General features: G+C 37.6%; 14 protein-coding genes. All 14 read right to left on the minus strand.

All coding sequences use genetic code 11. The features are described from left to right. Positions 1-26: 26 nt before the first annotated feature. Positions 27-3,125, minus strand: a complete 3,099-nt coding sequence (locus tag JL001_RS21815; RefSeq protein ID WP_200979918.1) for a TonB-dependent receptor — start codon at positions 3,123-3,125, stop codon at positions 27-29. 319 nt (positions 3,126-3,444) lie between these two features. Then, positions 3,445-4,929, minus strand: a complete 1,485-nt coding sequence (locus tag JL001_RS21820; protein WP_200979919.1) for a sulfatase — start codon at positions 4,927-4,929, stop codon at positions 3,445-3,447. Positions 4,930-5,015: 86 nt separating this feature from the next. Then, entirely contained in the window at positions 5,016-5,789 is a 774-nt protein-coding gene (locus tag JL001_RS21825; protein WP_200979920.1) for a DUF1080 domain-containing protein, read from the minus strand. A 115-nt stretch (positions 5,790-5,904) separates the two neighbouring features. After that, positions 5,905-7,005, minus strand: a complete 1,101-nt coding sequence (locus JL001_RS21830) for a glycoside hydrolase family 105 protein (RefSeq protein WP_200979921.1) — start codon at positions 7,003-7,005, stop codon at positions 5,905-5,907. Positions 7,006-7,020: 15 nt separating this feature from the next. Then, entirely contained in the window at positions 7,021-7,902 is an 882-nt protein-coding gene (locus JL001_RS21835; RefSeq protein WP_200979922.1) for a DUF4861 family protein, read from the minus strand. A gap of 163 nt (positions 7,903-8,065) precedes the next feature. Next, a complete protein-coding gene (locus tag JL001_RS21840; RefSeq protein ID WP_200979923.1) occupies positions 8,066-9,688 on the minus strand; it encodes an arylsulfatase in 1,623 nt (540 codons plus the stop codon). 125 nt (positions 9,689-9,813) lie between these two features. Further along, entirely contained in the window at positions 9,814-10,857 is a 1,044-nt protein-coding gene (locus JL001_RS21845) for a GntR family transcriptional regulator (RefSeq protein WP_200979924.1), read from the minus strand. 636 nt (positions 10,858-11,493) lie between these two features. Beyond that, a complete protein-coding gene (locus JL001_RS21850) occupies positions 11,494-12,282 on the minus strand; it encodes a gluconate 5-dehydrogenase (protein WP_200979926.1) in 789 nt (262 codons plus the stop codon). 105 nt (positions 12,283-12,387) lie between these two features. After that, positions 12,388-14,850, minus strand: coding sequence for a hypothetical protein (locus JL001_RS21855; protein ID WP_200979928.1), 2,463 nt, complete (start codon positions 14,848-14,850; stop codon positions 12,388-12,390). A 126-nt stretch (positions 14,851-14,976) separates the two neighbouring features. Beyond that, a complete protein-coding gene (locus JL001_RS21860; protein ID WP_200979930.1) occupies positions 14,977-16,542 on the minus strand; it encodes a RagB/SusD family nutrient uptake outer membrane protein in 1,566 nt (521 codons plus the stop codon). A 28-nt stretch (positions 16,543-16,570) separates the two neighbouring features. Then, entirely contained in the window at positions 16,571-19,651 is a 3,081-nt protein-coding gene (locus JL001_RS21865) for a TonB-dependent receptor (protein WP_236252938.1), read from the minus strand. A 395-nt stretch (positions 19,652-20,046) separates the two neighbouring features. Continuing rightward, complete coding sequence (locus tag JL001_RS21870; RefSeq protein ID WP_200979932.1) at positions 20,047-20,736, minus strand: fasciclin domain-containing protein; 690 nt, start codon at positions 20,734-20,736, stop codon at positions 20,047-20,049. Positions 20,737-20,758: 22 nt separating this feature from the next. Beyond that, entirely contained in the window at positions 20,759-22,249 is a 1,491-nt protein-coding gene (locus JL001_RS21875) for a RagB/SusD family nutrient uptake outer membrane protein (RefSeq protein ID WP_200979934.1), read from the minus strand. A gap of 35 nt (positions 22,250-22,284) precedes the next feature. Beyond that, on the minus strand, positions 22,285-25,371 hold the full coding sequence (locus JL001_RS21880) for a TonB-dependent receptor (RefSeq protein WP_200979936.1): 3,087 nt from the start codon (positions 25,369-25,371) through the stop codon (positions 22,285-22,287). Between the last annotated feature and the right edge of the window lie 176 nt (positions 25,372-25,547).

The following is a 25,547-nucleotide window of genomic DNA, read 5'->3' on the forward strand; positions in this document are numbered from 1 at the left end:
CTTTAAATCGTTCATCTGGGTATGCATCAAAGTGCGACATTAAGTCCTAGATTGAAGGTTGAAAAAACCGGATGACTAAGGGAGTTTGAAACTTCAGGATCCATTACCTTATACTTCATATTATCCCATAAAGCTACATTTGCTCCAGTCATGTAAATCCTTAGGTTGTCTAGTTTAAGCTTATTTGTAAGACTTTTTGGAAGTGTATATCCCAATTCCACATTTCTCAGCCTGATATACCAAAGATCCTGGATCCAATAATTGCTTGGTTGTTTACTGACAGAGACTCCATCAACATGCATTCTCGGATAAAGGATCTCTTCGCCATTGGCAACTTTTTCTTCCGTCCATGCTCCCTTATGATGTTCAAAATAATTTTTAATTCCATCATACGCATTTCCATCCCAATCGTAAACACCTCTTCCGGAAAGGTTAAAGCCGTAGTTACTCACCCCATGAAACAATACATTGAAGTCTATCCCTTTAAATGAAACTGAAATATTAGCCGAATAATTAAACTCTGGGACATTGGGAGACTTCATCGGCACCATATCTCTAGGATCAATAATACCATCTCCATTGACATCTTCATATTTAAGATCACCTGGCATGGATACTCCTCCAAGGGTAGTTTGGTCTGCCCAGCTATCTATTTCAGACTGGTCTTGGAAATAACCGAGTGAATTGTATCCCCAGATCGTTCCCCTTCTAAATCCTTCTTGACGAATAGGATAAGCATAATCATCCCCTAAAGAAGCCTCATTGATACTGATCACTTCATTCCTTGCAAAAGAGGCGCTTAATCTGGAATCAATTCTCAGACCAGAGGTAAAAGTTTTTTTATAACCCAATGATGCTTCAAAGCCTTTGTTGGTCATCACACCACTGTTTGTAGGTGGTAGATTAAGCTGGCCAAACATATATTCTGGGATATAACTATTGGTGATCAGTATAGAACTTCTTTTTTCATAAAACACATCTAAATCGGCCTCAAAGCCTCCTACGAAATTTGTTTCAATTCCCAAGTTGGCCTTATTGCTAACTTCCCATGAGACATCTTTATTTGGTACAGAATTCTCATAGACTGGGCTCGGTAATCCCGGAATCCCAGGAATCCCTGCAAAATATCCTCCTCCATTCTGTGTCCAGTCATCCACATAAATAAATCTGGTATTGGAAATTTTATCATTCCCCACTTGCCCAAAAGAGCCCCTGATTTTCAAAAAGTCAATTATCTCTGAGTCTCTTAAAAACTCCTCCTCACTCATGACCCAACCAATTGAAAATGAAGGAAAAAACCCAAACCTTTTCCCTGGAGCGAATTGTTCAGAACCGTTCATCCCAAAATTAAATTCTGCTAGATAACGGTTTTGATACCCGTAAGTAGCCCTACCTACAAGCCCTAAATAATTAAAGGGTACCTGTGTATCTATTACCTTTTGACTTTGTAAATAAAGTAATTGGCCTGTTACATTATGTGAATTAAATTTACGTTTGTAATTTATGGATGCTTGTAAGTCGAAGTTCGTTAAAAAACTTTGGGTGAGCACAGGGATAAGTTCACTATCAGTCCCAGATCCTGGTAAGTAATACACAGAATCCTGCTCTCCAGAAGTGTCTAGCTCAGCTACATATTTTTGATATGTTCTTCTAAAACCATTAATATGCATGGCCCTTGAATCATAGGAGGCCATCACTTTTGCTGTCAATCCTTTGGTGATAAACTTTAGATCCTGTTCAAGGCCAATGGAGGTATTTAAGGTATTTTGAGTGGTGATACGGTAACCTGTTCTATTTAAGTCCCCATACGGACCACTAGTGACTTGTCCTGCTGGATTTAAATCTGCATCTGATATTGATGGTATATCAGCAAAGGCAGCAAGTAACTTATAGTAAAAAGAAGCTGTGGTAGCTGCCGAGCTATTGTCGCCAAAAATAATGGGATCATTCTTGTCTTGGAGAAAACCAGATAAATTTAACCATCCCTTTAGGCCACTATTAATCTGCATCTCTACATTGGCACGGTAATTAAAACGATCAAGACGCTGCTCATTGTCATAGTTATATTCATCCCAACGTTCAGTTTTAAATGGGCCTCCTTGTCTTACATAGCCAACACTTGTAAAATACTTTGTCCTTTTAGTTCCTCCACTAACGTTAACATTGGCTTTGGTCATTGGCACAAAATCGTACATTAATTCTTCATAGAAATTCCTGTCCACATAATATTCCGGGAGGTAGTTGTTTTCATAAGCATTAAACACATCCTCCGTGAAATCTGGAGGGGTATTTCCACCAGAAAACTCATTATGCTGTTCTATTACTGAATTCCTTGTTCGCATATAATCTATTGCCCCCATTGGTTTTGGAAGCCTAGTGGTCTTTTGCAATGAATAGTTTACATTTCCACTAATTTGTGCTTTACCTTCTTTGCCCTTTTTGGTAGTAATCAAAATAACACCATTAGCTCCTCGAACCCCAAAGACAGCAGTAGCCGAAGCATCCTTCAATACGGAGACTGACTCTACATCATATGGATCAATGGTTGCCATTTCTCTTTCCACTCCATCCACCAATATCAGGGGGCTTGAATTGTTCAGCGTAGCCTGTCCACGGATGAGGGTTTGGAAGTTTTCACTTCCCAACTCACCATCCTTTAGCATTACTGTTAGGCCAGGTAGTTTTCCTGCTAAGCCAGCAGTCAAATTGGAAGTGGGAGTCCTAACGATATCATCACCTGAAATAGTAGATATGGCTCCTACAACACTCTCTTTTTTTTGAGCGCCATATCCTACGACTACAACCTTCCCAAGTTCCATAGAGTCCTCTTCCAAACTTAGATTGATAATGGAACTGTTTCCTACTTCTACTCTTTTTCCTTTAAAACCGATATAAGAAAAAATTAAAACATCACCACTTTGGGCCTTTAGATGATATTTTCCATCAATGTCTGTAACTGTCCCTACAACTGATCCTCCATTATTATTTTCAACAATTACATTTACTCCAATCAGGGGCTCTCCTTCTTGGCTTGTAACAACCCCTGTGATTGTACCTTTTTGTGCATAGCTTATTGAACAAGCTATACACCATGTAAGCAGCGTACAGTAAATTTTAATTTTCATGTAAATAGATTATTTGGGTTAAACAAAATTGAAATTTTATAATCGACAGGAACCAATTCACCCAAAAGTCAATTAATTATTTCCTGATATAAACAATATTAAAAATACTGGTAGCGTAATGTATCCTGTTTCCTACTGTATGACTTCCCCTAATTATCATTTTGACAAATAAAAAATAACATAAACATTAATAAGACAATATAAAATTAAAAAAATTTTAAAAACAGCAAAATAAAACATAAATAGCTTAAACATAAATAGCTATAATCAAATAAAATTAGGAATCCTCGACATGGTCCCCTCACTTATTTTTGGGTTTTCAATCTATTGCAGATGGTTTACATAAAAGTTCAAGAGGGCTTACTTTGTAATTATTTTCCCAATTCCCGATAGGTTTTTTAGCAGCAAATTCATTGGGACCAAAAAATCTATCCTTAAACCTATTCATCCAAGAATGGGTCAATTGGATAAGTCGTTCTTTTTCTTCTTTATAGTCGGGATCCTCGAACAAGTTATTCAATTGAAAAGGGTCCTTTTGGCGGTCAAATAGCACGTTGGTAATTTTCAGTGAATCCATGCTCATAGAAAATGTATAATCCTTTGTTACCACCCCACGCCAATTGAAATTATTCTTTCCTCCTTTACTGTATACCCACAAAGGAACTGAATCTACTGCTTCCTCCTCTTCTTGTATAATGGCTTTGGATAGATCTTTCCCATCATATTCTTGACCACTATCAATCCCTAAAATTCCCAATACAGTTGGCAAGATATCCAATGTGCCCATAAGAAGTTGTGTAGATGAACCGCTGATAAGTTTTTCGGGATACTTCATGATAAACGGAATACGGCTAGAATAATCATGCGCATACTGCTTAGGAAGAGTAGCATTATGGGATTCCAGCATATCTCCATGGTCAGCAGAAAAAACAGTAAGGGTATTTCCATCTTCCCCGATGTCTTTTAGTTTTTTCATTAGCATGCCAAACGCTTTATCCACACCGGAAACCATGGCCATATAACCATGGTACATTCTTTTCCTATCTGGGGAAGGATCTAGTCCTGGTCTTAACCTTACAGAATCTCTATTATAAATGGCCATAAGTTCATCCATCGTATCATAGCGATAATGCATTTTACCATCTAAACCTTTAAATTTACCCCAATCGTGAGGGGGGTGCCATGAAACTATTAGGGCAAAAGGTTTATCCTTATCAATCTTGTCCAGAAAGGATAATGCTTGCTTGGTTTGTCCATACACCTCCCATTCATCAAAAAACTCCTTTTTTCCCTCTTCATTATAAAAAAACGCCCTTCCGGGCCTAAAATCTACGTGGCAATTATTCGTAAGAAGAGTTTCAAAACCATATCTCATCTCTCCTTTCGGGATTGGTCTGTCCCGCTCTCCTCCAAACAAGTGCCACTTCCCTATGTAGGCGGTTTGATACCCCTGGTCCTTTAGGATTTCGCCCATTAACTTGGATTGATTGGGTAAAAGAGGTGCATCATTTACAAATGCTCCATTTTTTAGAGGATGCATCCCGCTCAATAGCATTCCTCGGAAGGGGGTACAAACAGGCTGGTTAGAAAAGAAGTTTCGGAATAATACCCCCTCACTTGCAAACTTATCTAGGTTTGGCGTTTTTACCTGTTGATTTCCATACGCTCCTACCATATCATAAGAATGCTGGTCGGATAGTACAATAAGAAGATTGGGTCTTTTCCCGTTTAGTTTACTTTGACGAGCGGTCGAAAGATGAATCACGCAAAAAATCATCCCTAATGATACTATGATATTCCTCATTATATTTAGGTGTTTTGTATAAAGCTTGATCACGGTGATCAGAAAGAGATAATTAAGTAAGCCAGCCTACAATAATATGGGAGTTGCTACTTGGAGAAATCCTTTATACGAAGATTCCGCCAGCGAATTTGTCCTTTTCTACCCTGATGTACCTGCAAACCTATGAACCCATCTTTTCTTTCTTGACTTCTTAGGTTAGCACAAGGAACTCCATTTATCCAAGTCAATATTTGATCTCCCTTTGCATAGATGGTCACCCTATTCCATTCTTGATGGTCAATTATAGCATTTCGAGCCATTTGATGTTCTTTCTCTTTAGATAATGGATATATCCAGCCTCCCATAGCTTCACCATAGATTCCACCTGTCCACTTCCTATTAGTGGTTTCCACTTCACATTGGTATCCGTAGACCTGTAATAAGGAGCGATCTTTTACTATGGGTCTCTCTCCCTTTTCCAGTGGACGAGTATCTGCCCGAAACATCACACCTGAATTACCTAAAACATCCCATTTAAACTCTGCAGTAAAAATAAAATCATCATAAGATGTTTCAGTGACCAAAAAAGAATTAAGCCTTTCCTCAGGATCACAGGTACCCACAATATTTTCATCCTCGACGCTATATATCATTGATCCACCTTTCACACTCCACCCTGTAAGGTCTCGGCCATTAAATAAATCCGTCATAATGATTTTATTAAGATCCGGTTCCGGTTGGGTATTTTCCTGAAGAGCAGCTGGGTTTATATTCCCTGGCCACTTTTGGTTTACTGATTGAGCTATGGCATATTTCGGTGGTAAAAAGATTACATAGCATAATAGGCAAACAAAATATGCCCTAAGTTTAAATATTCTCATTTAATTCAAATTGGTTGATCATGCAATCAATGAAATGCTTATTGATGACAGTCTAAACTATAAATGTATCTCTTCTAAAAAAGATATTAGATATCCTATCCCTTAATTTCCTTGATCAGCGCTGAACCATTTTCCATACCTCTGACCCAGCACTGAGAAATCCCCCTACACCGAAAACGGCTGTAGTTTCAGGATCAAAAGCTACAGGATAACCTCCTACTGGCTGAATATTGATTAAACGACCATTGGGCTTTTGCCTTTCGCAAAGTGCTTCCCATCCCTTTCTTACATGGGACTCATAATTATTATGGTCTAAAATCCCATTATTAATTCCCCAAGCCAAACCGTACACAAAAAATACCGATCCACTAATATCGTCTTGATCAGGATGTAGTGGGTCCAAAAGACTAGGAGCCCATGTTCCATTTACTTTTTGGATACGGATGAGTTTAGCAGCCATTTTCTTAAAAACCCCTATGAAATAGTCCCTCTCAGAGTGGTCTTTAGGAAGGAATTGAAGCACTTCCACAAGTGCTGCCATTACCCATCCGTCTCCACGTGCCCAAAAGACTTTTTGTCCCCCTGGTGACACTTTGCTGATATCTCTTTTATCATGAAAATAGAGGCTATCTTTTTCGGACCAATACCATTCGTGCGACTGTTTCCATTCTTGGATCATATAGTCCAAATATTTCTTTTCTTCTGTTACAGCGCCTAAACCTGTCCACACCGGTGCTGCCATGTAAAGAGCATCACTCCAGTTCCAACGTTCACGGTTATACCTTAATCTTATCTTTCCATCTTCCCCTTGGATGGTCTTTTCAGGTGGGTTTGCCAGAATCCAATCAAATTCACCCTTCAACTTTGAAATGGTCTGGGGATTTTTTGTTAGCTGGTAAATCTTAATATAGGATAACCCAACAGCATGGTCGTCTGCATGGTATTTTCGAGGCCCTATTTTCCAGTTATTTTGTATTCCTACATCTAGGATAGTTTGTAGATAATTTTCGTCTTCAGTGATTTCGTAAAGGTCTGTAAGCCCCATATAATACGGTGCCCAATGCCATTCCAATTCTCCGAAAGGAGCTGGGTTATGGCTTTGCCAGGTTGCTGCTTTTTCCAATCTATCAATGATAACTTCGGGTTGAAAAACATTTTCCTTGGAATGGGTATTTAACCATAACAACCATAATATAAATCCTAGTTGTACGTTCATATTCTTAATTCTTATTTAATCGTTCTCTGATACGTTTTGCAGATAATTACTCCAGTCAGCAGAGGTTTTAATAGTCCCTTCCTTTTCCCAACCATAACCCGCCTTATATTCGACTTTTCCTAAAGCATCTGTAGAAGTAATCAGTAAGGCGTTCCCCTCATCTTTTCGTATGGGCTCAAGTAGCATATATGTACTAATTTTATTAGGGTCCATAACAACACCTGTTCCTACACCAAAACCATCGATGATTTCCCAACAAGTCATATAACCATTTGACAGATCATTTGTCACTTCAGCTTTTCCATCATGTGTAGTAATTCCTATGGCTATGGGTAAGCCTACGGCCAATTTGCCGTTTTTCCAGAAAGTAGAGGCAACAGAATAAAACCGGTCTCCCAAATGGATGGATATCTGCTTTTCCTCCTTGTAAATATCTCCTTTATACTCCCAATCATAGGTCAAAACAAAAATCGTCTCTCTTTTCTTACTTTTGATAATCTTCCACTCGGTATAAGTATTGGAAGTAATCAGCGTATCTTCAATCCATAGGCCCAGTCCTCCACATCCCCGAGAAGATCCAACATGATACGGATCATACCCCTCCCCATGGTCTCGGTGGTAGGAATACTTTGCTTCATTATCTATGTACCATTTATCAATGATAGGATAATCTACCCGCTTGAGCCAACAATCAATCCCGCTATCTTCCGTTCTTTGGCGCATAGTAGGTCCATAGGCCCTGAAGGCTACCAGGTCATTTTCCCAAGCAAAGTCGTCTGCCCGCTCAGGGACATGCCTAGCATAAGTTCTAATTTGAGCCGTGCGATGAACGCTGCATGAGATGAGCAGCAGTACTGTAACTACATTCCCAAGCAGCTGAAATAGAGGTTTTACCATGCTATAGCGAAAAAGTAATTGTATTTTATATTCATTGATCATTTTTTATCATTTCTCTATCTGCCACACTTTTCGGAAACCTATTGAAGCCTAATTAAATTGCATGACAAAGCTACTCCCCTTTATCAAATAAGCCGCTTGCATAAAGATGATTCCGCGATAGTCAGGGGCGATTCTTTAAGGGATAACGACTGTTGAGATTTGCCGGCATTGCTGAAGGTGTATATTCAGCCCCCGTCCCCCGGTCTCCTTGGGGTTTATAATGAGGACTATTGTGCGTACTCTCCGGCCTGTAATTACTTTTTCCACTTTCAGTCTTCCACCACATCAACCATTGCATATCCAGCTCATTGACCTTTTCGGGATATTGACTGGATAAATCACGTGTTTCCATGGGGTCTGTTTCTGTATCATATAATTCCCATCCGTTTCCATCGACTTCCACCAAACTCCACTTATCCGTTCGTATTGCACGGTTATCCATAAATTGAAAATACATAGGTGATTTTCTCTCCCATTCTTCCCCTTTGAGTAAGGCTGCAAAAGACTCCCCTGCCACCACTTTTGTATTATTTTGATCCGTACTTTTTTTATCCATATTGCCAGCGACATCCAAGAAAGTAGGAAAAACATCGATCACATGTAGTGGATCAAAAAGTAAAGTTCCACTATTACGAATTGTTTTAGGCCACCAGGCAATGGCACCGGTTTTTACCCCTCCCCCATGCTGGCTTATTTTATAGAGTCTCCTTGGCGTAACACTGGCATAAGCCCAACCTGTTCCGGGCTGATAGTTTGACCCAATATCACCGGGTAGCACTCCCTTTTGGAGCATAACACTGTCCATCACTGAAAAAGAATCTGTTCCGTTGTCACTAAGGAATATCACCAAGGTATTTTCAGCGAGACCGTTTACTTTTAAACTTTCCATCAATTTGCCTACTCCATTGTCCATGCGCTCTACCATTGCGGCATAAACAGACATTCTTAGGTCCTCCAAATCCTTTTGGGCAAAACTCAAGCTTTCCCATTCTGGAAGGTTTTGTGGATAACCAGGAAGAGGGGTGTTTTCATTGACCAGCCCTATGGCTTTTTGTCTTTTCACACGAGCCTCCCTAATAGCCTGCCAACCTGAAAGATAGGTCCCGCGGTATTTCATAATGTCTTCCTTGGGGGCCTGTAGGGGATTATGGGGGGACTGGTAGCTCAAATAAAGAAAAAAGGGTTGGTCTTTATGGCCTGCCCTTTCATTAACAAATGATACGGCCCGCTCACTAAATTCATCCGTACTGTAAAATTCATTGTCAAAATCTTTATATATTTTTTTGTTCTCCCGATAGTCGGAACTGCCCTGAAAATAGGTAGAATAGCCTCCCAAAAAACCAAAAAAATAATCAAAGCCTTTTTCATTGGGTTCACCATTTAAATGCCACTTACCGATAAGCCCAGTGCTGTATCCTTCTTTTTTTAATTCTTGAGCAATATTCTCCCCATGTTCTATCCCATAACCGACTTTAGGCCACCATTGTCCTGTGAGTAGTGAACTTCTTGAAATCACGCACATTCCTGCATTGTTCATATTGGGAAGCCTCACTCCTTCATTGGCTATACTGTTCAGAAAGGGAGTTTGAATTTCACCGCCGAAACAGCCTAAATCACTATATCCTAAATCATCAGCGACTATTAGAATTATATTGGGTTGTTTTATGGTAATCGATTCTTTCTTTGTACAAGAAAAAAAAACAGGCAGAAAAGACATGATGGCAAAAAATAGGTTAAATGACATGATTTTATTCATTCTATACGTTCTTTTCAATACTATATCTGCCCAAATTTGAGACAGGTATATAAGACTGTTCAACAATTATTAGATTTGATTCCTAATTTGATAAATTCTTTTGAAAGCGTATGTTATATACTTCCTCGGTCAATAAAGTCAAAATAATTTTGTACCGTCTCACATTTATTCTTCTTCAGCATATATGCAGCTGAGTCTGCCATCACTTCAAAGTCGGTACTCAGTACGGATATTTCCATTACTTTTTTCAAAGGGGTTTCATTGTAGGAAATCACACCTAGATCAAGACCTAATCGAAGTTCACTTCCTTTTACTTGTTGTAAAAAGTTAATTAGGTCTGACTCATCTATAATAATATAGGCATCTCCTTTCTGGAACTCCATGTAGGGATATATTTTATCAATTATTTCAGCATCACAGTTTATATCTTTACAGAATTTGGTAAAACCATTTTTAATCTCATTTGGATAAGGATAAAATGGGTTTTCAGGAAACACCAATACTATTTTCTTATATTTTTTTTTATTTATAATTGCAGAGCATAAGGCATAATAGATGTCCCATTTAAAATCTTGGTAAATACATGGTACTAACTCTCCTAATTCTGGAAGGTATTTATCCATTAATAACAATTGTCCTGCAGGCATAGCCTTGAAGTAGTCTAACACTTTGTCAACCACATCCTGTTTATCATTAAAGTGAGGCATGACCACGAAGTGATCATAGATCAATTGATTTTCCTTTAATATTTCGCGTAGGTTATTGGCACTGCAATGATGCACCTTTAAATCCACATGGAAGTCCGCTCCTACAGCATCAACAAATGCGTTAAAAATTTTAAGTTTATAATTGCTCAGCTTATTTAAAACGATTAACACCTTTGTTTTGGACAAATTAACGTTACGAGCTACAAAAAAACCTTTACTCATAACTGAGACAACTATTTTTTTTTCACGTAGGTAATTCAATGTTTTGACAATGGTGTCTTTTGAAAGTCCAGTGATATCTTTTAATTCACTAATTGAGGGAAGTTTTTCTCCAATTTCTAAATCCTTTCTTTCTATAGATTGGATAATTAAATCGGATAGCTGCTTGTATTTTGGGACCCTTGAGGATTCGTATAATAAACTTTCAAAAATTTTTGATTCGCAAATCATGGATATAGTGGGTTGGGTTAATGATAATCATCTCAAAGTATGACATTTTGGACAAGCCTAAACATCAATCCTCGTTTAACAATAGGTAAATTACACTATTGTTTTAAGAGGAGTCACTACTCATTGAATGCCAAATACCCTCACATTAAAATAATAATCAGCTTTACATTCTATTAATTTGGAAAGTAAAAATGATCCTAATCAGGTTATTTTACTTAGTGAGGTTCATCGAATTCTATTAAATAAATTATTAATAATCTAATGAATAATGATATTTTCTAAATATTCAGAGATAAATATAATTATTTCGCTTTTGAATGGTAACCTGTATCCTACTGCTCTAAAAATCTTTAAGAACAGAAAAGTCGATTTAGCCAGTTAGCTATAAAATTAAAAGTACTGTTACCTAAAATAGCACAGAGTTTAGTTTCCAATAACAAATCTCTGTGCTAATGACTTTAATAATTTAATCCATATGGACAGCATACAGTATTTAAAAGGCTTCTTTTAAATACTCTTCCATTAGGTTCGCATCTCCTGCGAACCAATCATTACTATAAATTAATATACCCCCCCTTAAACAAATGATTATGAGATTTTTATCAAAATCACATTTCCCATAATCATTCAACCAGTTTATTCCTCTCCGTGAGGTTTACCTATCGTAGCCAAAATCCCCCCATCCACATATACCACCTGTCCATTGACAAAATCACTTGCTCTTGAAGCCAAAAAAACGGTAGTACCTTGAAGGTCCTCCGGATCTCCCCACCTTCCGGCGGGCGTGCGGTTAATTATAAAATCATTGAAGGGATGCCCATCTACCCTGATAGGAGCCGTTTGGGAAGTGGCAAAATAGCCAGGACCTATGCCATTAACCTGAATATTGTACTTGGCCCACTCAGTAGCCAGATTTCTGGTCAACATCTTAAGCCCCCCCTTACCGGCCGCATAGGCAGAAACTGAATTACGCCCCAGTTCACTCATCATTGAACAGATATTGATGATCTTTCCTCCCCCGTTTTCTTTCATCGTCCTTCCTACCCTTTGGGACATAATAAAAGGAGAAATCAAATCCACCTCTACTACCTTTTTAAAATCCGCGGGGTCCATTTCCATTGCTGGAACTCTCATTATAATACCTGCATTATTTACTAAAATATTGATAGGACCATATTCTTTTTCAATTGACGATATATTTTCATCCACTGCTTTTGAATCTGTCACATCAAATAAATACCCCTTGGCTTCAATTCCTTTTGCAGCGTACTCTTTAACGGCATTATCTATCTTCTCTTGATTGATATCATTGAACAATAATTTAGCCCCGCTTTTAGCTAAAGCCGTAGCCATGGCCATCCCTAATCCATGCGTAGCACCGGTAACCATGGCCACTTTTCCCGTTAAATCAAATAACTCTTTCATTTTATGCTTTTATATAATTAGTAGTATACAAATCAAATTATATTCTTTCCCTCTAGTGAAGTTGTAAATACGGTATAGAGATAGTACCCCGTTTTCTTTTTTAGGCTAAAACTTCTTGTATCCCTTGCAGCTTTTATCGGCAGTCAATGTATGATCCTTGTATTTCATTTGATTTCCTTCTCCAATATAAAGCTCTACCTCCTCCTTTGCATCATGCATCGTAATGCGGACAACGCCAAACCTTCCTACAAACTGGAGATCGATTTTATGATTAATATAAGATGCCGCAGCATTGTCCTGCGAAATGATATAATCTGTTATTACCTTATTACCGACATGAGAAATAACCTTTACCCCTATCGTTTTTTCTCCATCTTGTAATGGTTGGACATTTTTAACACTTGAGGACTTATTGGCAGATGGTTCAAAAACAGACATATAAGGTCTTGCCCAAGCCTCTCCATTTTGTCGGATAGCTATAAGTTGTGTTTTTTTGTCTATGTAACCATTTTTTGCCTCGCGTGTTGGGGGGGCAAGAGCCTGGGTGAATTCCCTTTCTACACCTCCCGCCACAAACATGTGCATGTACTTCCTATTATAGTTGACATCAAACCGAATTTTTACGGTTTCCGACGTAGGATCGGTCACCTTAGTATCTTCAAAATAACGCCATCCTGGAGATCGAACTACATCCCCAATATCATTTTGATAGCGATCTGTTTGTTTAAGGCTCAGTTTTTCATTATCTGTATCCCAGATATAGGTCTTATCTCCAATGTTATGGTAAATGTAATCGTGGAAATTATTGTTCTCTTTTGATTTTGAACGAAAAACATCTAAATAATACCCAGTGGTAGCACTTGTTCTAATAGTGCTCAGTGTTCTCTGCTGCAGGGAGTGATTCACCGAATCATCCAAAAATTGGGTAGCAAAACTGAAGTTATCACTTATAGGATCTTCCAGATGCTTTGGTTCAGCCGCAATATTAAGGGTGGTATTTTGCCAAACATTTGCCTTTCCTTTCCATGAACCTTTATCAAGACCGTGAGAAGTACCATTGACAATCACTGTATTATTCCCAGCATATAGCCTAAAGTAATGCTCATGCAATGGGATTTGTCTTTCAGCCACAGTTGGTGGAAGCCCTGCATTGGGAGCCATTACATATCCAGCGCCATAGAGTTCCATGGTGATACCCGTAACGTGGGAGTGCACATAATGTGCTCCTCCAATAATCCCACATAGACCATAGAGTAAATTATTTTCTTTGACATAATTTCGCTGAAGTGCTACTCCTGCATGTTCAATAATCACTGTAGGTTTTTGAAAATCAATACTATCATCTATATTATCGGGAATGGGTACACCCCAAAAAAGCTGAAGTTCTTCATAATTGTTAAAAGTATTCCCTGTTATTCTTGGTCGGTACCCTCCTTCAATTTCGTAAGCCTGCTTTAAGGCAATTTTAGCTTGATTTGTCAAATTGTCAAACCCTCTCCTATTAGCAATATCTAGAGTGTACCTATATAACTCTTGGGTACCATCATTATTTCTCTTGGAGTCTCCAAATCTGACAAACCTGTGATCTGGATACCGAAGGTTATCGAACAAAAAGCTTCCGTTAAAAATTTGTTTATACTCCTTTGTTACATCCATTTCAGGAAAATTTCTATCGACAATGTTCAATACCAGCGTAACCAATGGCATAAAACTATAGCTGGTTGACTCGGGCCAGATTCCTTGTTCACCGAACATGGTCAAAATGGTGTGCTTAAATGAATTCTGATGGGCCGTTCCTGTCTCCCAAAACACATTAAACAATCGCTCTCTTTCTATATCATCCTCAACACATAATATTCCATACAATACTCCAGGGGCTGTCAATATGGGATGGTTGGAAATATACTTTCCATGGGTGTCCTTTTTTCCATATTCCTGTAAAGTATTGCCCACCATATTTTCAATTGACTTTTGGGCTTTATCATTATTGAATGGAATTCTCTTTCCAAGTTCTCTATTGTATACCGAGGCTTGACTTTTTTTAAGGTAATTGTAAATAAAATCGTAGGCCAAAGCAATATGATCATAAGTAGTTCTAGGGTCATAAAATGCATTCCCAGCAATAGTAGTAGTCATAGGGGTTTTTGAACCTAATTGTTCAAAATAGACTTCCAGTATATCTGCTGCAAACATGGCATAAGTTTCATCCTGGGTCAGAAAGTAAAGCATACCCGCTTCGGAAGCAATTGACAACACTTTGTTGTGAGCGGCAGCAGGTTTATCGGCTTTAGGATCAGCAACTTGATGATCACTCTGTGCAAATGAAGGAATGGAGTCCAGTATGGCTTCGGGATTGCTTTGATGAAGAGACAACTTTTTATCCACTCGATGATGTAGTTGATCCACAATACTTTCGGCCCAATCATAATTTTCAATAAGATTAAGTACCTTCTCCCTTTCTTCCTGCGTAATCCAGATGGTGGGATGTTGTAGGGATTGAGCCTTAACAACACTTACCCATAGACTTAACAATAGGAAAATTATACTTTTCCTTAATCGAACATTCATATTTAATTTAATTATCAGATTCAACATAAAATTCTTAAAAAATACTAATTGGGAAACTAAAGAATAATGGAAGGATATAAATTGGCTAGAGTTATTTAGTTCAGTCAATTCATATCCTTCCAAATTTTACCTATACCCATTATTCGTAGGGTCGGACTCAAGTAAAATTGGGTTAGTTTGAAGCTCCTGTAAGGGAATTGGAAGTAATGTGTGATATGGTTTTATATTTTCATTAGGTTTCCAAAATCGATATTCAAGATTTTTGACAACATCCAATAATATACCCCACCTAATAAGATCATACCTTCTGTGCAATTCTCCTGCTAATTCCCACTTTCTTTCGTCATAGATTACCTCTCTAAATTCTTGTTGCGAAAGCCCTTTTAACTCCCACTCATCCCGTGTTGCATAAGCGCGTTCCCTAACCATATGAATATATTGATAAGCATTTTCAGGCCCATTTAATTCATTTTCACACTCTGCTGCCATTAAGTAGACATCTGCTAGTCTAAAAATCAGCCTATTATCCGAATGGTTGAACCGTGGCGAAGAATCCAGATCAAGATTCATAAACTTTGGCATGTATGGAAAAACTAATTCAAAGCCTAAATAATTATCCATTACATTCATTGGTCTTCTTAGGTCATTCTTTGGAAATTTTTCAGCGAAATCCTTTGATGCTATTTGCAGTCCTGTTCCATTAAATGCTTGACCATTTTCAGCCAATGCTTTCGCCAAAGCATCCCTTTCACTGGTATTGGCCGGTTCGTCTCGCAACCTTGGGTTAAACATACTAGGTCTCCAATTACCATTTCCCGCAAGTTGTGGAACCCCAACTTCAAATTGACCAATTATATCTTTTGCAAAATCCAAAGACCAAATTATCTCATCATTATATTCTTGCATCGGGTCAAAAACATCTGCATAGGTAGGCATCAGTTGATGGGAGGATTGGTTAATGATCTCCATACATTTGTTTAAGGCATCTTCCCATTTATTTTGTTTCATATATAATTTGGCCATCACAATTCCAGCAGCCCATTTTGAAGCCCTTCCATTTTGTATTTCTGGGATTTCATCTCTTCTTGGCATGTTTTCCTGCGCAAATTGTAAATCATTCAGTATTGCCTCTATAATCACATCCTCATCTGTCCTACCCAATTTTTTTATTTCCTCTATATTAATGTTCTGGGTATAATATGGGGCATCCCCCCACAGGTTAGTGATATGCCAATAAGCCAATGATCTAAGAAAGAGTGCTTCTGCAATTATATCAATTTCAACTTGATCAGAGATTGCCTCATTACCTTCTACTTTCTCTATTATAATATTGGTATTCAAGACAATTTTATAAAGGTCTCTCCAAGTATCTGCAACACTCATTTTCTGAATAGAAACATCTGCCAATGCCTCATTCATGGTATAATTCCCTATTGGCTCAACAAAATCCGCTACCCTATTGGGTTCTATAATATCAGCTCCATTATCATAGAAATGATCCAAGCCTACTTGTCCATAAAGAGAATTATTTTTTAGAATGGCATATACTCCTGTAATGGCTTGCCTTGCATCTGCTTCAGAACTAAAAAAATTCTCTGGCGCTATTATATCCTTAGGCTTTTCCTCTAAAAAGCCCTGACAACCAAGGTTGAGGAATATTAAAATATGATATATTATTTTATTGATTTTCATAATTTTAATTGTTTAATAATTGACAATCTTAAAAAGTTACGTTAACACCAAGTGTTAAAACTCGTGGATTGGGGTATTCCCCATTTGAAAATCCTTGTGCGATATTTCCGACACCTGACGTACCATATCTACTTGTCTCAGGATCAATGAGTCTAAAACGCGATGCCAAGAACAGATTGGAACCAGAAAAATAAAATGACATTCTGTTTACACTATCCCATCCCAATTTTTCAACTGGTAAATTATAAACCAAGCGTACTGTTTTGAGTCTTAGATGAGAGCCATCTTCCACATACTCCGAATTACTGGTGATAGAAGTTACCGCATCAGAGCCAGCCCTCGGAATATCAGAAGTTGGATTTTCGGGAGTCCATCGGTTTACCATTTCAGCATATTTAGGCACCTCTCCCCTTGTAAAATAGCTTCCTCTTGTCCTTAAATTATACACCTCATTACCTACAGTTCCTTGGAAAAAAAATGAAAACTCAAAATTCTTGTATGTAAGTGAATTTTCAAATCCAAAAATCAAATCTGGTTGAGGACTACCTAACACTACATTATCTTCTGTTGAAATTATACCATCACCGTTGAGATCTTCAAATTTAGGTCCGCCGACTACTTGAGAACCCATTCCAGATTCATCAATTTCTTCTTGACTTTTCCAAGTCCCCAGATACCTCACTCCTGTGAATACAGGAGCTGGTTCACCTACAATGATCCGTGTATTACCCGCACCTAAAATTTCATCCACAACCACATCTATAAATTCACTTCCACCCAAATCCAGCACCTTGTTCTTATTGGAGGATAATGTAAGAGTAGATCCCCAGTCAAAGTCCTTCTTACTAAGATTAGTAGATTTTACCAATAACTCCCAGCCTGTATTTTCTAAAGAGCCGATATTTTGTAATTGACTTGTAAAACCAGTTTGCTTTGGTATTACTACTTCCAATAACAAATCATTAGTTTGCTTATGGTAATAATTAAATTCAGTAAAAATTCTATTTTTAAATAAGGACGCTTCCAGCGCGATATCCAATTGTTTAGTAGTCTCCCATCTTAAACTTGGATTGGCTGGTCTTCCCAGAGTTACACCAGGATTTTGAACCCCATTGTATGTAGTGCTTGCCTCTGTCATTAAAGCCAAAGTTCTATAAGAGTCAATCCCTTGACTTCCAGATCGACCAAAACTTGCCCTTAATTTCAAATCATTAACAAAATTCGCTCCATCCAAAAAATCTTCCTCTGAAATCTTCCATGCACCTGCAATTGAAGGATAAAACTCATATTTATTCCCAGGGGCAAAACGTGAAGACCCATCCGTTCTTCCTACTAAAGTCAGTAGGTACTTATCCTTGTATGAGTAATTTAATCTTCCAAAAAATGATGCAATCGCAAATTCATCATAGCCACTCCCAATCACATTTCTAACAGGATCAGATCCTAGACCTAAATTATTAAATCCAGTTGCATCACTTGTAATTCCGTATGCCTCTGCAAAAACTTCTTCTGAAGTAAATTTTTGAAAGGATGCTCCAACTAAGGTTGTAATATTATGATCTTTTCCAATATTAGATTGATATTGAATAGTATTTTCATTGTTCCACCCCATACTGGATAAGGCGCTTACCCTTGCATCCCCATCTTGTCCTACTTCAAGATAGTCAGGTCTTTGACTGGAATTAAATACATTGGTTTTCGTATTGTTAATTTCAGGGCTATACGTTGACCTAATCAACCAATTCGAATTTGGTTTGAATTCCAAATATATAGTTCCCAGTAAATTGTTGGTATAGGTTTCGTTGGTGTTTAAGCGAGCATTCGCAAGTGGATTGGAAAATGGAGCACCAACAACTTCGTTAAAACCATTATACGACCCATCTTCATTATAAATAGGTTGAGTTGGAAGAATAGAGAGCAACCCACTATAGCCTACAGTTCCATTATCTTGATGGATCCTGGAATAATTCAATCTAAAACCAGTATTTAATTTATCGCTTAATTTTATATCTAGATTAGACCTAAAAATATGTTTTTCAATACCAGAGTTTTCAATCAAACCATCTTGATTAAAATAATTTAAAGAATTATAATAGTTTATCTTTCCATTTTCAGAAGCACCTGAAACTGAGATATCACCATTATAAATTGCGGCAGGATCAATTAATAAATTAAACCAATCATTATCTTGGTAACTTGATGGAGGATTTGGAAAGGGCTCTGCCGCCGAACGGAATCTGGCGTCTTCATTTGTATACTCAATTTGGTCAGGCTGAGAAAGGTATTCAGGACGTTGAGGCACTAATTGAGCACTGGTATAAAACCCAATATTAACTTGAGGTTTCCCACCAGTAACGGTACCACTTTTTGTTGTCACTAAAATAACACCATTTGCACCCCTTGAGCCGTAAATTGCAATGGAAGAAGCATCTTTTAAAATTTCTATTGATTTGATATCATTGGAGTTCAAATTGTTTAAATTATAGTCTTGCCCAACAATTATTCCATCAATAACCCAAAGAGGCTCATTACTGCCCTGAATAGAATTGCCCCCACGTACCCTAATTGAAGTACCAGCTCCAGGAGCTCCGCTAGTTTGGGTAACTTGAACTCCTGATGCACGGCCTTGTAACACCTGATCAACCCTTGAATTGGGATTGTTTTCTAATGCTTTGGTGTCCACTGTTGAAACAGAACCGGTTAAATCGGACTTTTTTGATGTTCCATATCCAATTACAACTACCTCATCTAATTGTTTGATATCAACCTCTAACTCAATATCAATTATAGTTTTATTTTTTACTTCTATTTCTTGGGAAAGGAAACCTACAAAGGATATCACTATGCTTGCGTCTTCAGATACCATTAAACTATAGTTACCATCTAAATCTGTTATCGTGCCATTTGAGGTCCCTTTTTCTAGAATTGTAACCCCAGGCAGAGTAGTACCATCTTGTGCAGAAATTACTTGACCGGAAATTTCAATCTTATTGTCTGCTATTTTAAAGACCTCAGCAAATAATTGACTCATTGTAAGTGTCTCTAATAAGATCAACACAATAGCAATTTTTGTTAAGGGTATTATCTTTTGTAAATTTTCACATTTCATGTTAAGGTTATTTTGTTCGTTGTTAATTGAGTTTTTTATCGGAATCCTATAATCTCATTTCATCCAAAAGTTTGTTAGCTGCTATTAATTGTTATCATATTTTGGGTTATTAATGTTCTTCAAGTTGTTTGTCATAGATGTATGTATCCACGACACCACCCTGTTGGTGACAACTAAAATTGATAACTTCATGCTTAAAAAAAGTTTTAAAAAGAGGTAAAAAAGTCCATTTCTTTAGCTAACAAACTCATGTAAAAGGATTTACTCAAGTTATTCACCACCTACAATGGTGGGAAATTTCAAATTTTGAGAAGCAAAACAAATACGCTTTCTTCTCTTATAAAAAAAGGTAAACCCAATAGAGCTTACCTTTTTTAAAATGAATGTATCTAATTTTAGAATGGTTGATACCTGACATAACCATTAAGCTGATGTCCAATACCATTTGTGAAAATAAAATTATGGAGTGCAACTGAAGCACCTTTGGATGAACTAGGCATTGTGGTGGGAGTGGTTCCTCCTCCTACTCTAGCTATACTCGTATTTATTCGGATTTCCTGGTTAAAAAGTCTTTTGTTTATCTCCACTACGCCAGTATCTCCTGGCACAAGTGACTGATAGTAAAGATGAAAATCATTTTTAGGGATATCAGTTTGACTTAAAGACTCATCCAATATATGATATCTGAGCACATGCTCCAAACGGTCTGGACTTATTGATTCAATGGGTGTATTGCTATCCCCTGTCATATTTGCGATCAATTGTCCTCCCCCATTAAATGCACTATTTCTTAGCAAAAAATAAGTTTGTTCCGAATTAGGATCATTGTATAACTCCAGCAAGCCCGTGTGTTCGATAGCTTCCAACATATACTGGAATTGAGGAATACCGTCATCATCATTATAAGTATCGTCATTATTTATCATCAACATCCAGTCATAGGCAGTCATACCTGTTGGGCGGTTTCCAAAAGGTTCTGGCACATACTCCCACTTTTCCTGTAAAGCCAAGTCACAACTTGTGGTAATAATTATCATAAATCCTACCACAAAAATATTTATTGAATTTCTTATGAATATCTTCATTTTTTCAATGTGTTAAGGTGAATTAATATCCTGATGTTTGAGTCAAGTTTGGATTATCCACTAGGTGTTGAAACCAAATTGGAAACAAAAGTGTCTCCGTAGTCTGACCGTTAATTGGGCCCATTACCTCCACTGCTTTATTTGTCCTAATTAAATCCCACCACCTTTTTCCTTCGGCCAGTAGTTCAAACTGACGTTCATCAAGAATGGTATTATGAAGCTGTTCTTGCGTTTGAAAATCAGCTATTGAAATCCCTGGTAAATCACGAGCACTTCTAATTCTGTTGACCAAATTAACGGCTTCATCAGAATTTCCAAGCTGTAATTCCGCCTCTGCCTTCAGTAGTAGCATTCCTGCATATCTATAGACTACTATATCCACGTCATCTTCCGATCCTGCATAATTACTTAGATTGTATTTTCCATATCTTCTATCTCCTATATCTTTAATACTTTCTATTAATTGCAAGTACCTATGGTAATCTCCATATATGGTATTTCCAGTTTCTTCATCTACAGTAGAAGGTGTATAATTCGGGTATTTTGAGACCCAGGAAATCGAATCTATCGGGAAAGTTTCAATCCATTTTTCTTCTAGCTCATTTGAAACTACGTAACTTGGAACTCCGGGCCAAAAAAGTGAATAAATACCTCCTTCTCCTGGTTCTTCGTCTTGGTTAAAAACAATTGAGAATATCAATTCTGGCCCGGTCTCTTGCGGAGTTGTAATTCCTGACCTTTCTGGTTCTCTTCTGAACAAAGAGTGAAATGCTTCTGGATTAGTCACTAGAGAAAACTCACCCAATGCCTCCAATTTATCAAGTGCTTCTTTTGCTAGGGCATATTCTTTTAAGTGCATATATACTTCGGCCTGTAAACAATAAACACTGGACAAGGAGAACTTAAACCTATCTTTAATATTGGGGATTAGTTCTTCCGCTTTTAACATGTCAGGAATTATCACAGTGTTCATAATTTCTGAACCGGGTGTCTTGGATCGAAAAATATCATCATTAATCCCTGTGATCAAATCTAGGTATAATGGAACATCACCATATGCTCTGATAAGATCAAAATAAACAAAAGCACGCAATGCATGTGCTTGTCCCAATAGCGGGTCTGTATTACCTCCAGAGATGTTTGGAATATTTTCTATTGCAAGGTTTGCCCTTAAAATCATTTGATAAAAAGCTCCCCAACTTGAATAGCTAGATCTTTGATCAGTCAAGTTGTTTGACGTCAATTCCAAAGATTCAGGGTTTTCTGCAGATCCAAAAGCATCAAAATTGTCAGACCTCATCTCTCCCCATAGGAAGTACCTTCTACTATATGCTCCCTGCATCGCATCATAAATACCTGCTACTGCCGCATTGGCATCAGCTTCCGAGTTCCAGAACTGATTTTCACTAATCGAACTCTCCGGCTCTACCTCCAAAATGCTATCACAGGAAATCATAAATGTTATGGTTATTGCAATGGTCAATACCCATTTTATATTATTGAAAGTTTTCATATTTGAATTCTTTATTTTTTCAATCAACCTAGATTTTAAAATGTAATATTCAGCCCCATGATATACTCACGGTAAAGTGGATACCTTAAATTATCCATTCCGGGCTGCAAAGCATTACCCCTTGTTCCGAGTTCAGGATTATATCCTTCATAATTTGTCCAATTCAACAAATTGTTTCCCGAGGCATAAAAGGATACATTTGACAAGAAGCTTACTTTATCAGTAATAGAGCTAGGAAGGGAATAATCGAACCTGACTGATCTTAGCATTATAAAATCCGCATCACTTACCCAGAAACTATTGGGACCAAGATTATTCCTCGAACTACCAGCAGATGCTAAAGTTGGATATTTTGCGATATCTCCAGGTTGGTACCATGCTTCATCGATTCTTTCTGGGCCAGGTAAAATTGTTCTGACCATTCTTTGGTTACGCGTTTCATCATATTCCCGATAGATATCATTTCCAAAATTATAATCTATCATAACTGAAAGCTTGACTCCCTTATAAGTAAATTCATTATAAAACCCTCCAAAAAAACTAGGAATTCCATTGCCTATTACCGAACGGTCATTATTAGCATCGATATTAAAGTCACCATTTAGGTCTTTCCAATGCACGTCACCTCCCCTTAAAACGCTATTACCAACAGATAATTGATTTACATTACCTGAATAGGCCTGTCCGTTCAGCTCGTAACTAAGGAATCCACCTTGCTCATCAAAAATTGGTGTCAATTGATTTCCCGCATCATCAAAAGCATTGGATTCGTCATATGGAAAAACCCCTAAAGCAGTATATCCCCAGAAATCTCCAATTGGTCCACCTTCTCTAATGATATAATTTCCCTGAATAATTTGACCATCCTCTTCAGCCAAATCTAAGATTTCATTAGTATTGGTAGAAATATTAAAACTTGAATACCATTTGAAATCAGGTCTGTTCATGACATCTCCACTGATGGTAAATTCAATTCCCTTATTTTTGATCTCACCAATATTATTTCTAATGCTGCCAAAACCTGTCTCTTCCGGAAGTGGAGTATTATATAGTAAATCAGAAGTTAGTTTTTCATAGTAATCCACGCTAGCATTGATCTTTCCATTAAAAAGACCGAAATCAACTCCCAAGTAGGACTGTTGTGTGGTTTCCCATACAAGATCTTGATTTCCAAGTTGGGTTAATGCAATGCCATTCTGGCCATTATAAAAGAATCCGGGAGAATACAATGATCTACTGTCAAAGTCTCCTATCCTCTCATTACCATTTTGAGAAATCCCTGCTCTCAACTTAAAATCTGACACGATCTCCGACAGAGGCTCCCAAAACGTTTCATCACTCATTCTCCAACCAACGGATACACCTGGAAAAACCCCATATTGATTCGCAGAACCAAAGCGTGAGGATCCGTCTCTTCTTACTGTTGCACCAAAAAGATACTTACTCTTGTAATCATATGTCACTCTCCCAAATTGAGACAAAATAGAATGGGCTGTGGCTGTGGTTTGCGTATTTGCGGCATCAAGTTCAACAACATTATTGAATGTTCTTACTATATCATTATTAAATTCAGTAGAGCGAAAACGAGCATATTCGTTCTTCCATTTTTGTACCTGTATACCTAATACCCCACCTATATTATGTTCACCAAAACGTTTCTTATAGGTTAGATAATTTTCTTGTTGAAGGCTGTAATTTAATCTTGTTATTTCTGACCCAGCGGCAGCCCTCCCCAATGGTTGCACTACTATTGGATCAAAATCATTATCTCGTCGAAGTTCCAAAAGCACCCCTAAAGTGGATTTAAATTTTAATGAAGGCAATATATCCAATTCTAAAAAGCTAAAAATTTGCCCATCATAATCTCTCCTTTTCCTGACGGCGAACAATGTTTCAGCCAGTACATTTTGCTGACTAGAAGTTTGTGGAACATATGTACCATCAGCATCTTGAGAGGGAAGATAGGGGAAATGAGTGGACAATTGATTGAATACAGCCCCTTCATTCAGTCCATTCCTTTCCGAATAGGAGGCCAAAATCCTAGTTCCTGCCTTTATTATTTTTGAAGCTTTAAAGTTCAGGTTTAAAGTGGTATTGACCCTTTGAAAATTGGAGTTTTTTACTACTCCTTCTTGATTCATAAATCCAGTATTCCAATAAAAGTTAGCGTCATCCTTTCCTCCACTCAATGAAAGTCCAACCTGATCACGAACCCCGACTCTTGTGATCATTTCTTGATAATCATAATCCTGATTGAACAAGGTAGACAAAGAATCAGCTGGAGGCCCAGGATTTACAGCATCATTTCCAGTTCTAGCAATTTCATAAATTCTTGCTTGACGCGTGTTGGACACTGGTATCTTTGAAGACAATGCACTGTAACTGCGGACGTAATTTGCATCAATTTTCGTTTCTCCTGATTTCCCTTTTTTGGTGGTAATAATAATTACTCCATTTGCTGATTTTGATCCATAGATCGCCGCAGAAGCCCCATCCTTAAGAACCTCTACAGATGCTATATCATTTGGGTTTATATTGTTAATATTGTCCAACTGTTGTCCATCTACCACATATAAAGGCCCGGTTCCACTGTTCAATGTAGAGGTACCCCTTATTTTAATATCAGGAGCCTCACCTGGCCCTCCATTGGCAGTAATGGATACCCCGGATAATCTTCCCCTCATTCCTTCAAGGGCTGTGGTAGGTGTGGATTGTTCTAGTTGATCTGATTTAATAGATACAACTGATCCCGTTAAATCTCTTCTATTTTGCTCACCGTACCCTACCACTACAACTTCATTCAGTTGAGACACATCCAAATTCATGGTAAGGTCAATTCTTGTTCTATTTCCAACTTCAATCTTTTCTTGAGAATAGCCAATAAAAGAAAATACCAAAATATCTGAAGGGCTTGCGTTTATCTTGTAATTACCATCAATATCCGTGGCTGTTCCAACTGTGGTTCCTTGCACCAAAACAGTTACCCCTGGCAAGGCTCCACCATCTTCTCCGGAGATAACAGTCCCTGAAATTGTAGTTTCTTGGGCCCAGACAAAAGTATAGCAGAATAATGCTGCCAGTGTTACCCATATTTTTTTCTGTAAAATTTTATAAATCATCATACTATCATTTAAAATTCTTTCTTTAATCACTTTAATAATAACCTTTGCTAGGTTATATCAATTTGGGTATTAGGTTATGTTAGGTTTATTCTCATGCATATAGTTTTTAAATGTTATAATATTCAGATTAAGGCTGCAGGATAAGGTTTACTCTATTAATCAAGACCCATTATTTT

The organism is Echinicola sp. 20G (assembly GCF_015533855.1).
Lineage (GTDB): Bacteria > Bacteroidota > Bacteroidia > Cytophagales > Cyclobacteriaceae > Echinicola.

Excerpts from the sequence above, each read along its gene's own strand:
- JL001_RS21815 (WP_200979918.1), bottom strand. The coding sequence starts at position 3,125 with ATGAAAATTAAAATTTACTGTACGCTGCTTACATGGTGTATAGCTTGT.
- JL001_RS21820 (WP_200979919.1), bottom strand. The coding sequence starts at position 4,929 with ATGAGGAATATCATAGTATCATTAGGGATGATTTTTTGCGTGATTCAT.
- JL001_RS21825 (WP_200979920.1), bottom strand. The coding sequence starts at position 5,789 with ATGAGAATATTTAAACTTAGGGCATATTTTGTTTGCCTATTATGCTAT.
- JL001_RS21830 (WP_200979921.1), bottom strand. The coding sequence starts at position 7,005 with ATGAACGTACAACTAGGATTTATATTATGGTTGTTATGGTTAAATACC.
- JL001_RS21835 (WP_200979922.1), bottom strand. The coding sequence starts at position 7,902 with ATGGTAAAACCTCTATTTCAGCTGCTTGGGAATGTAGTTACAGTACTG.
- JL001_RS21840 (WP_200979923.1), bottom strand. The coding sequence starts at position 9,688 with ATGTCATTTAACCTATTTTTTGCCATCATGTCTTTTCTGCCTGTTTTT.
- JL001_RS21845 (WP_200979924.1), bottom strand. The coding sequence starts at position 10,857 with ATGATTTGCGAATCAAAAATTTTTGAAAGTTTATTATACGAATCCTCA.
- JL001_RS21850 (WP_200979926.1), bottom strand. The coding sequence starts at position 12,282 with ATGAAAGAGTTATTTGATTTAACGGGAAAAGTGGCCATGGTTACCGGT.
- JL001_RS21855 (WP_200979928.1), bottom strand. The coding sequence starts at position 14,850 with ATGAATGTTCGATTAAGGAAAAGTATAATTTTCCTATTGTTAAGTCTA.
- JL001_RS21860 (WP_200979930.1), bottom strand. The coding sequence starts at position 16,542 with ATGAAAATCAATAAAATAATATATCATATTTTAATATTCCTCAACCTT.
- JL001_RS21865 (WP_236252938.1), bottom strand. The coding sequence starts at position 19,651 with ATGAAATGTGAAAATTTACAAAAGATAATACCCTTAACAAAAATTGCT.
- JL001_RS21870 (WP_200979932.1), bottom strand. The coding sequence starts at position 20,736 with ATGAAGATATTCATAAGAAATTCAATAAATATTTTTGTGGTAGGATTT.
- JL001_RS21875 (WP_200979934.1), bottom strand. The coding sequence starts at position 22,249 with ATGAAAACTTTCAATAATATAAAATGGGTATTGACCATTGCAATAACC.
- JL001_RS21880 (WP_200979936.1), bottom strand. The coding sequence starts at position 25,371 with ATGATGATTTATAAAATTTTACAGAAAAAAATATGGGTAACACTGGCA.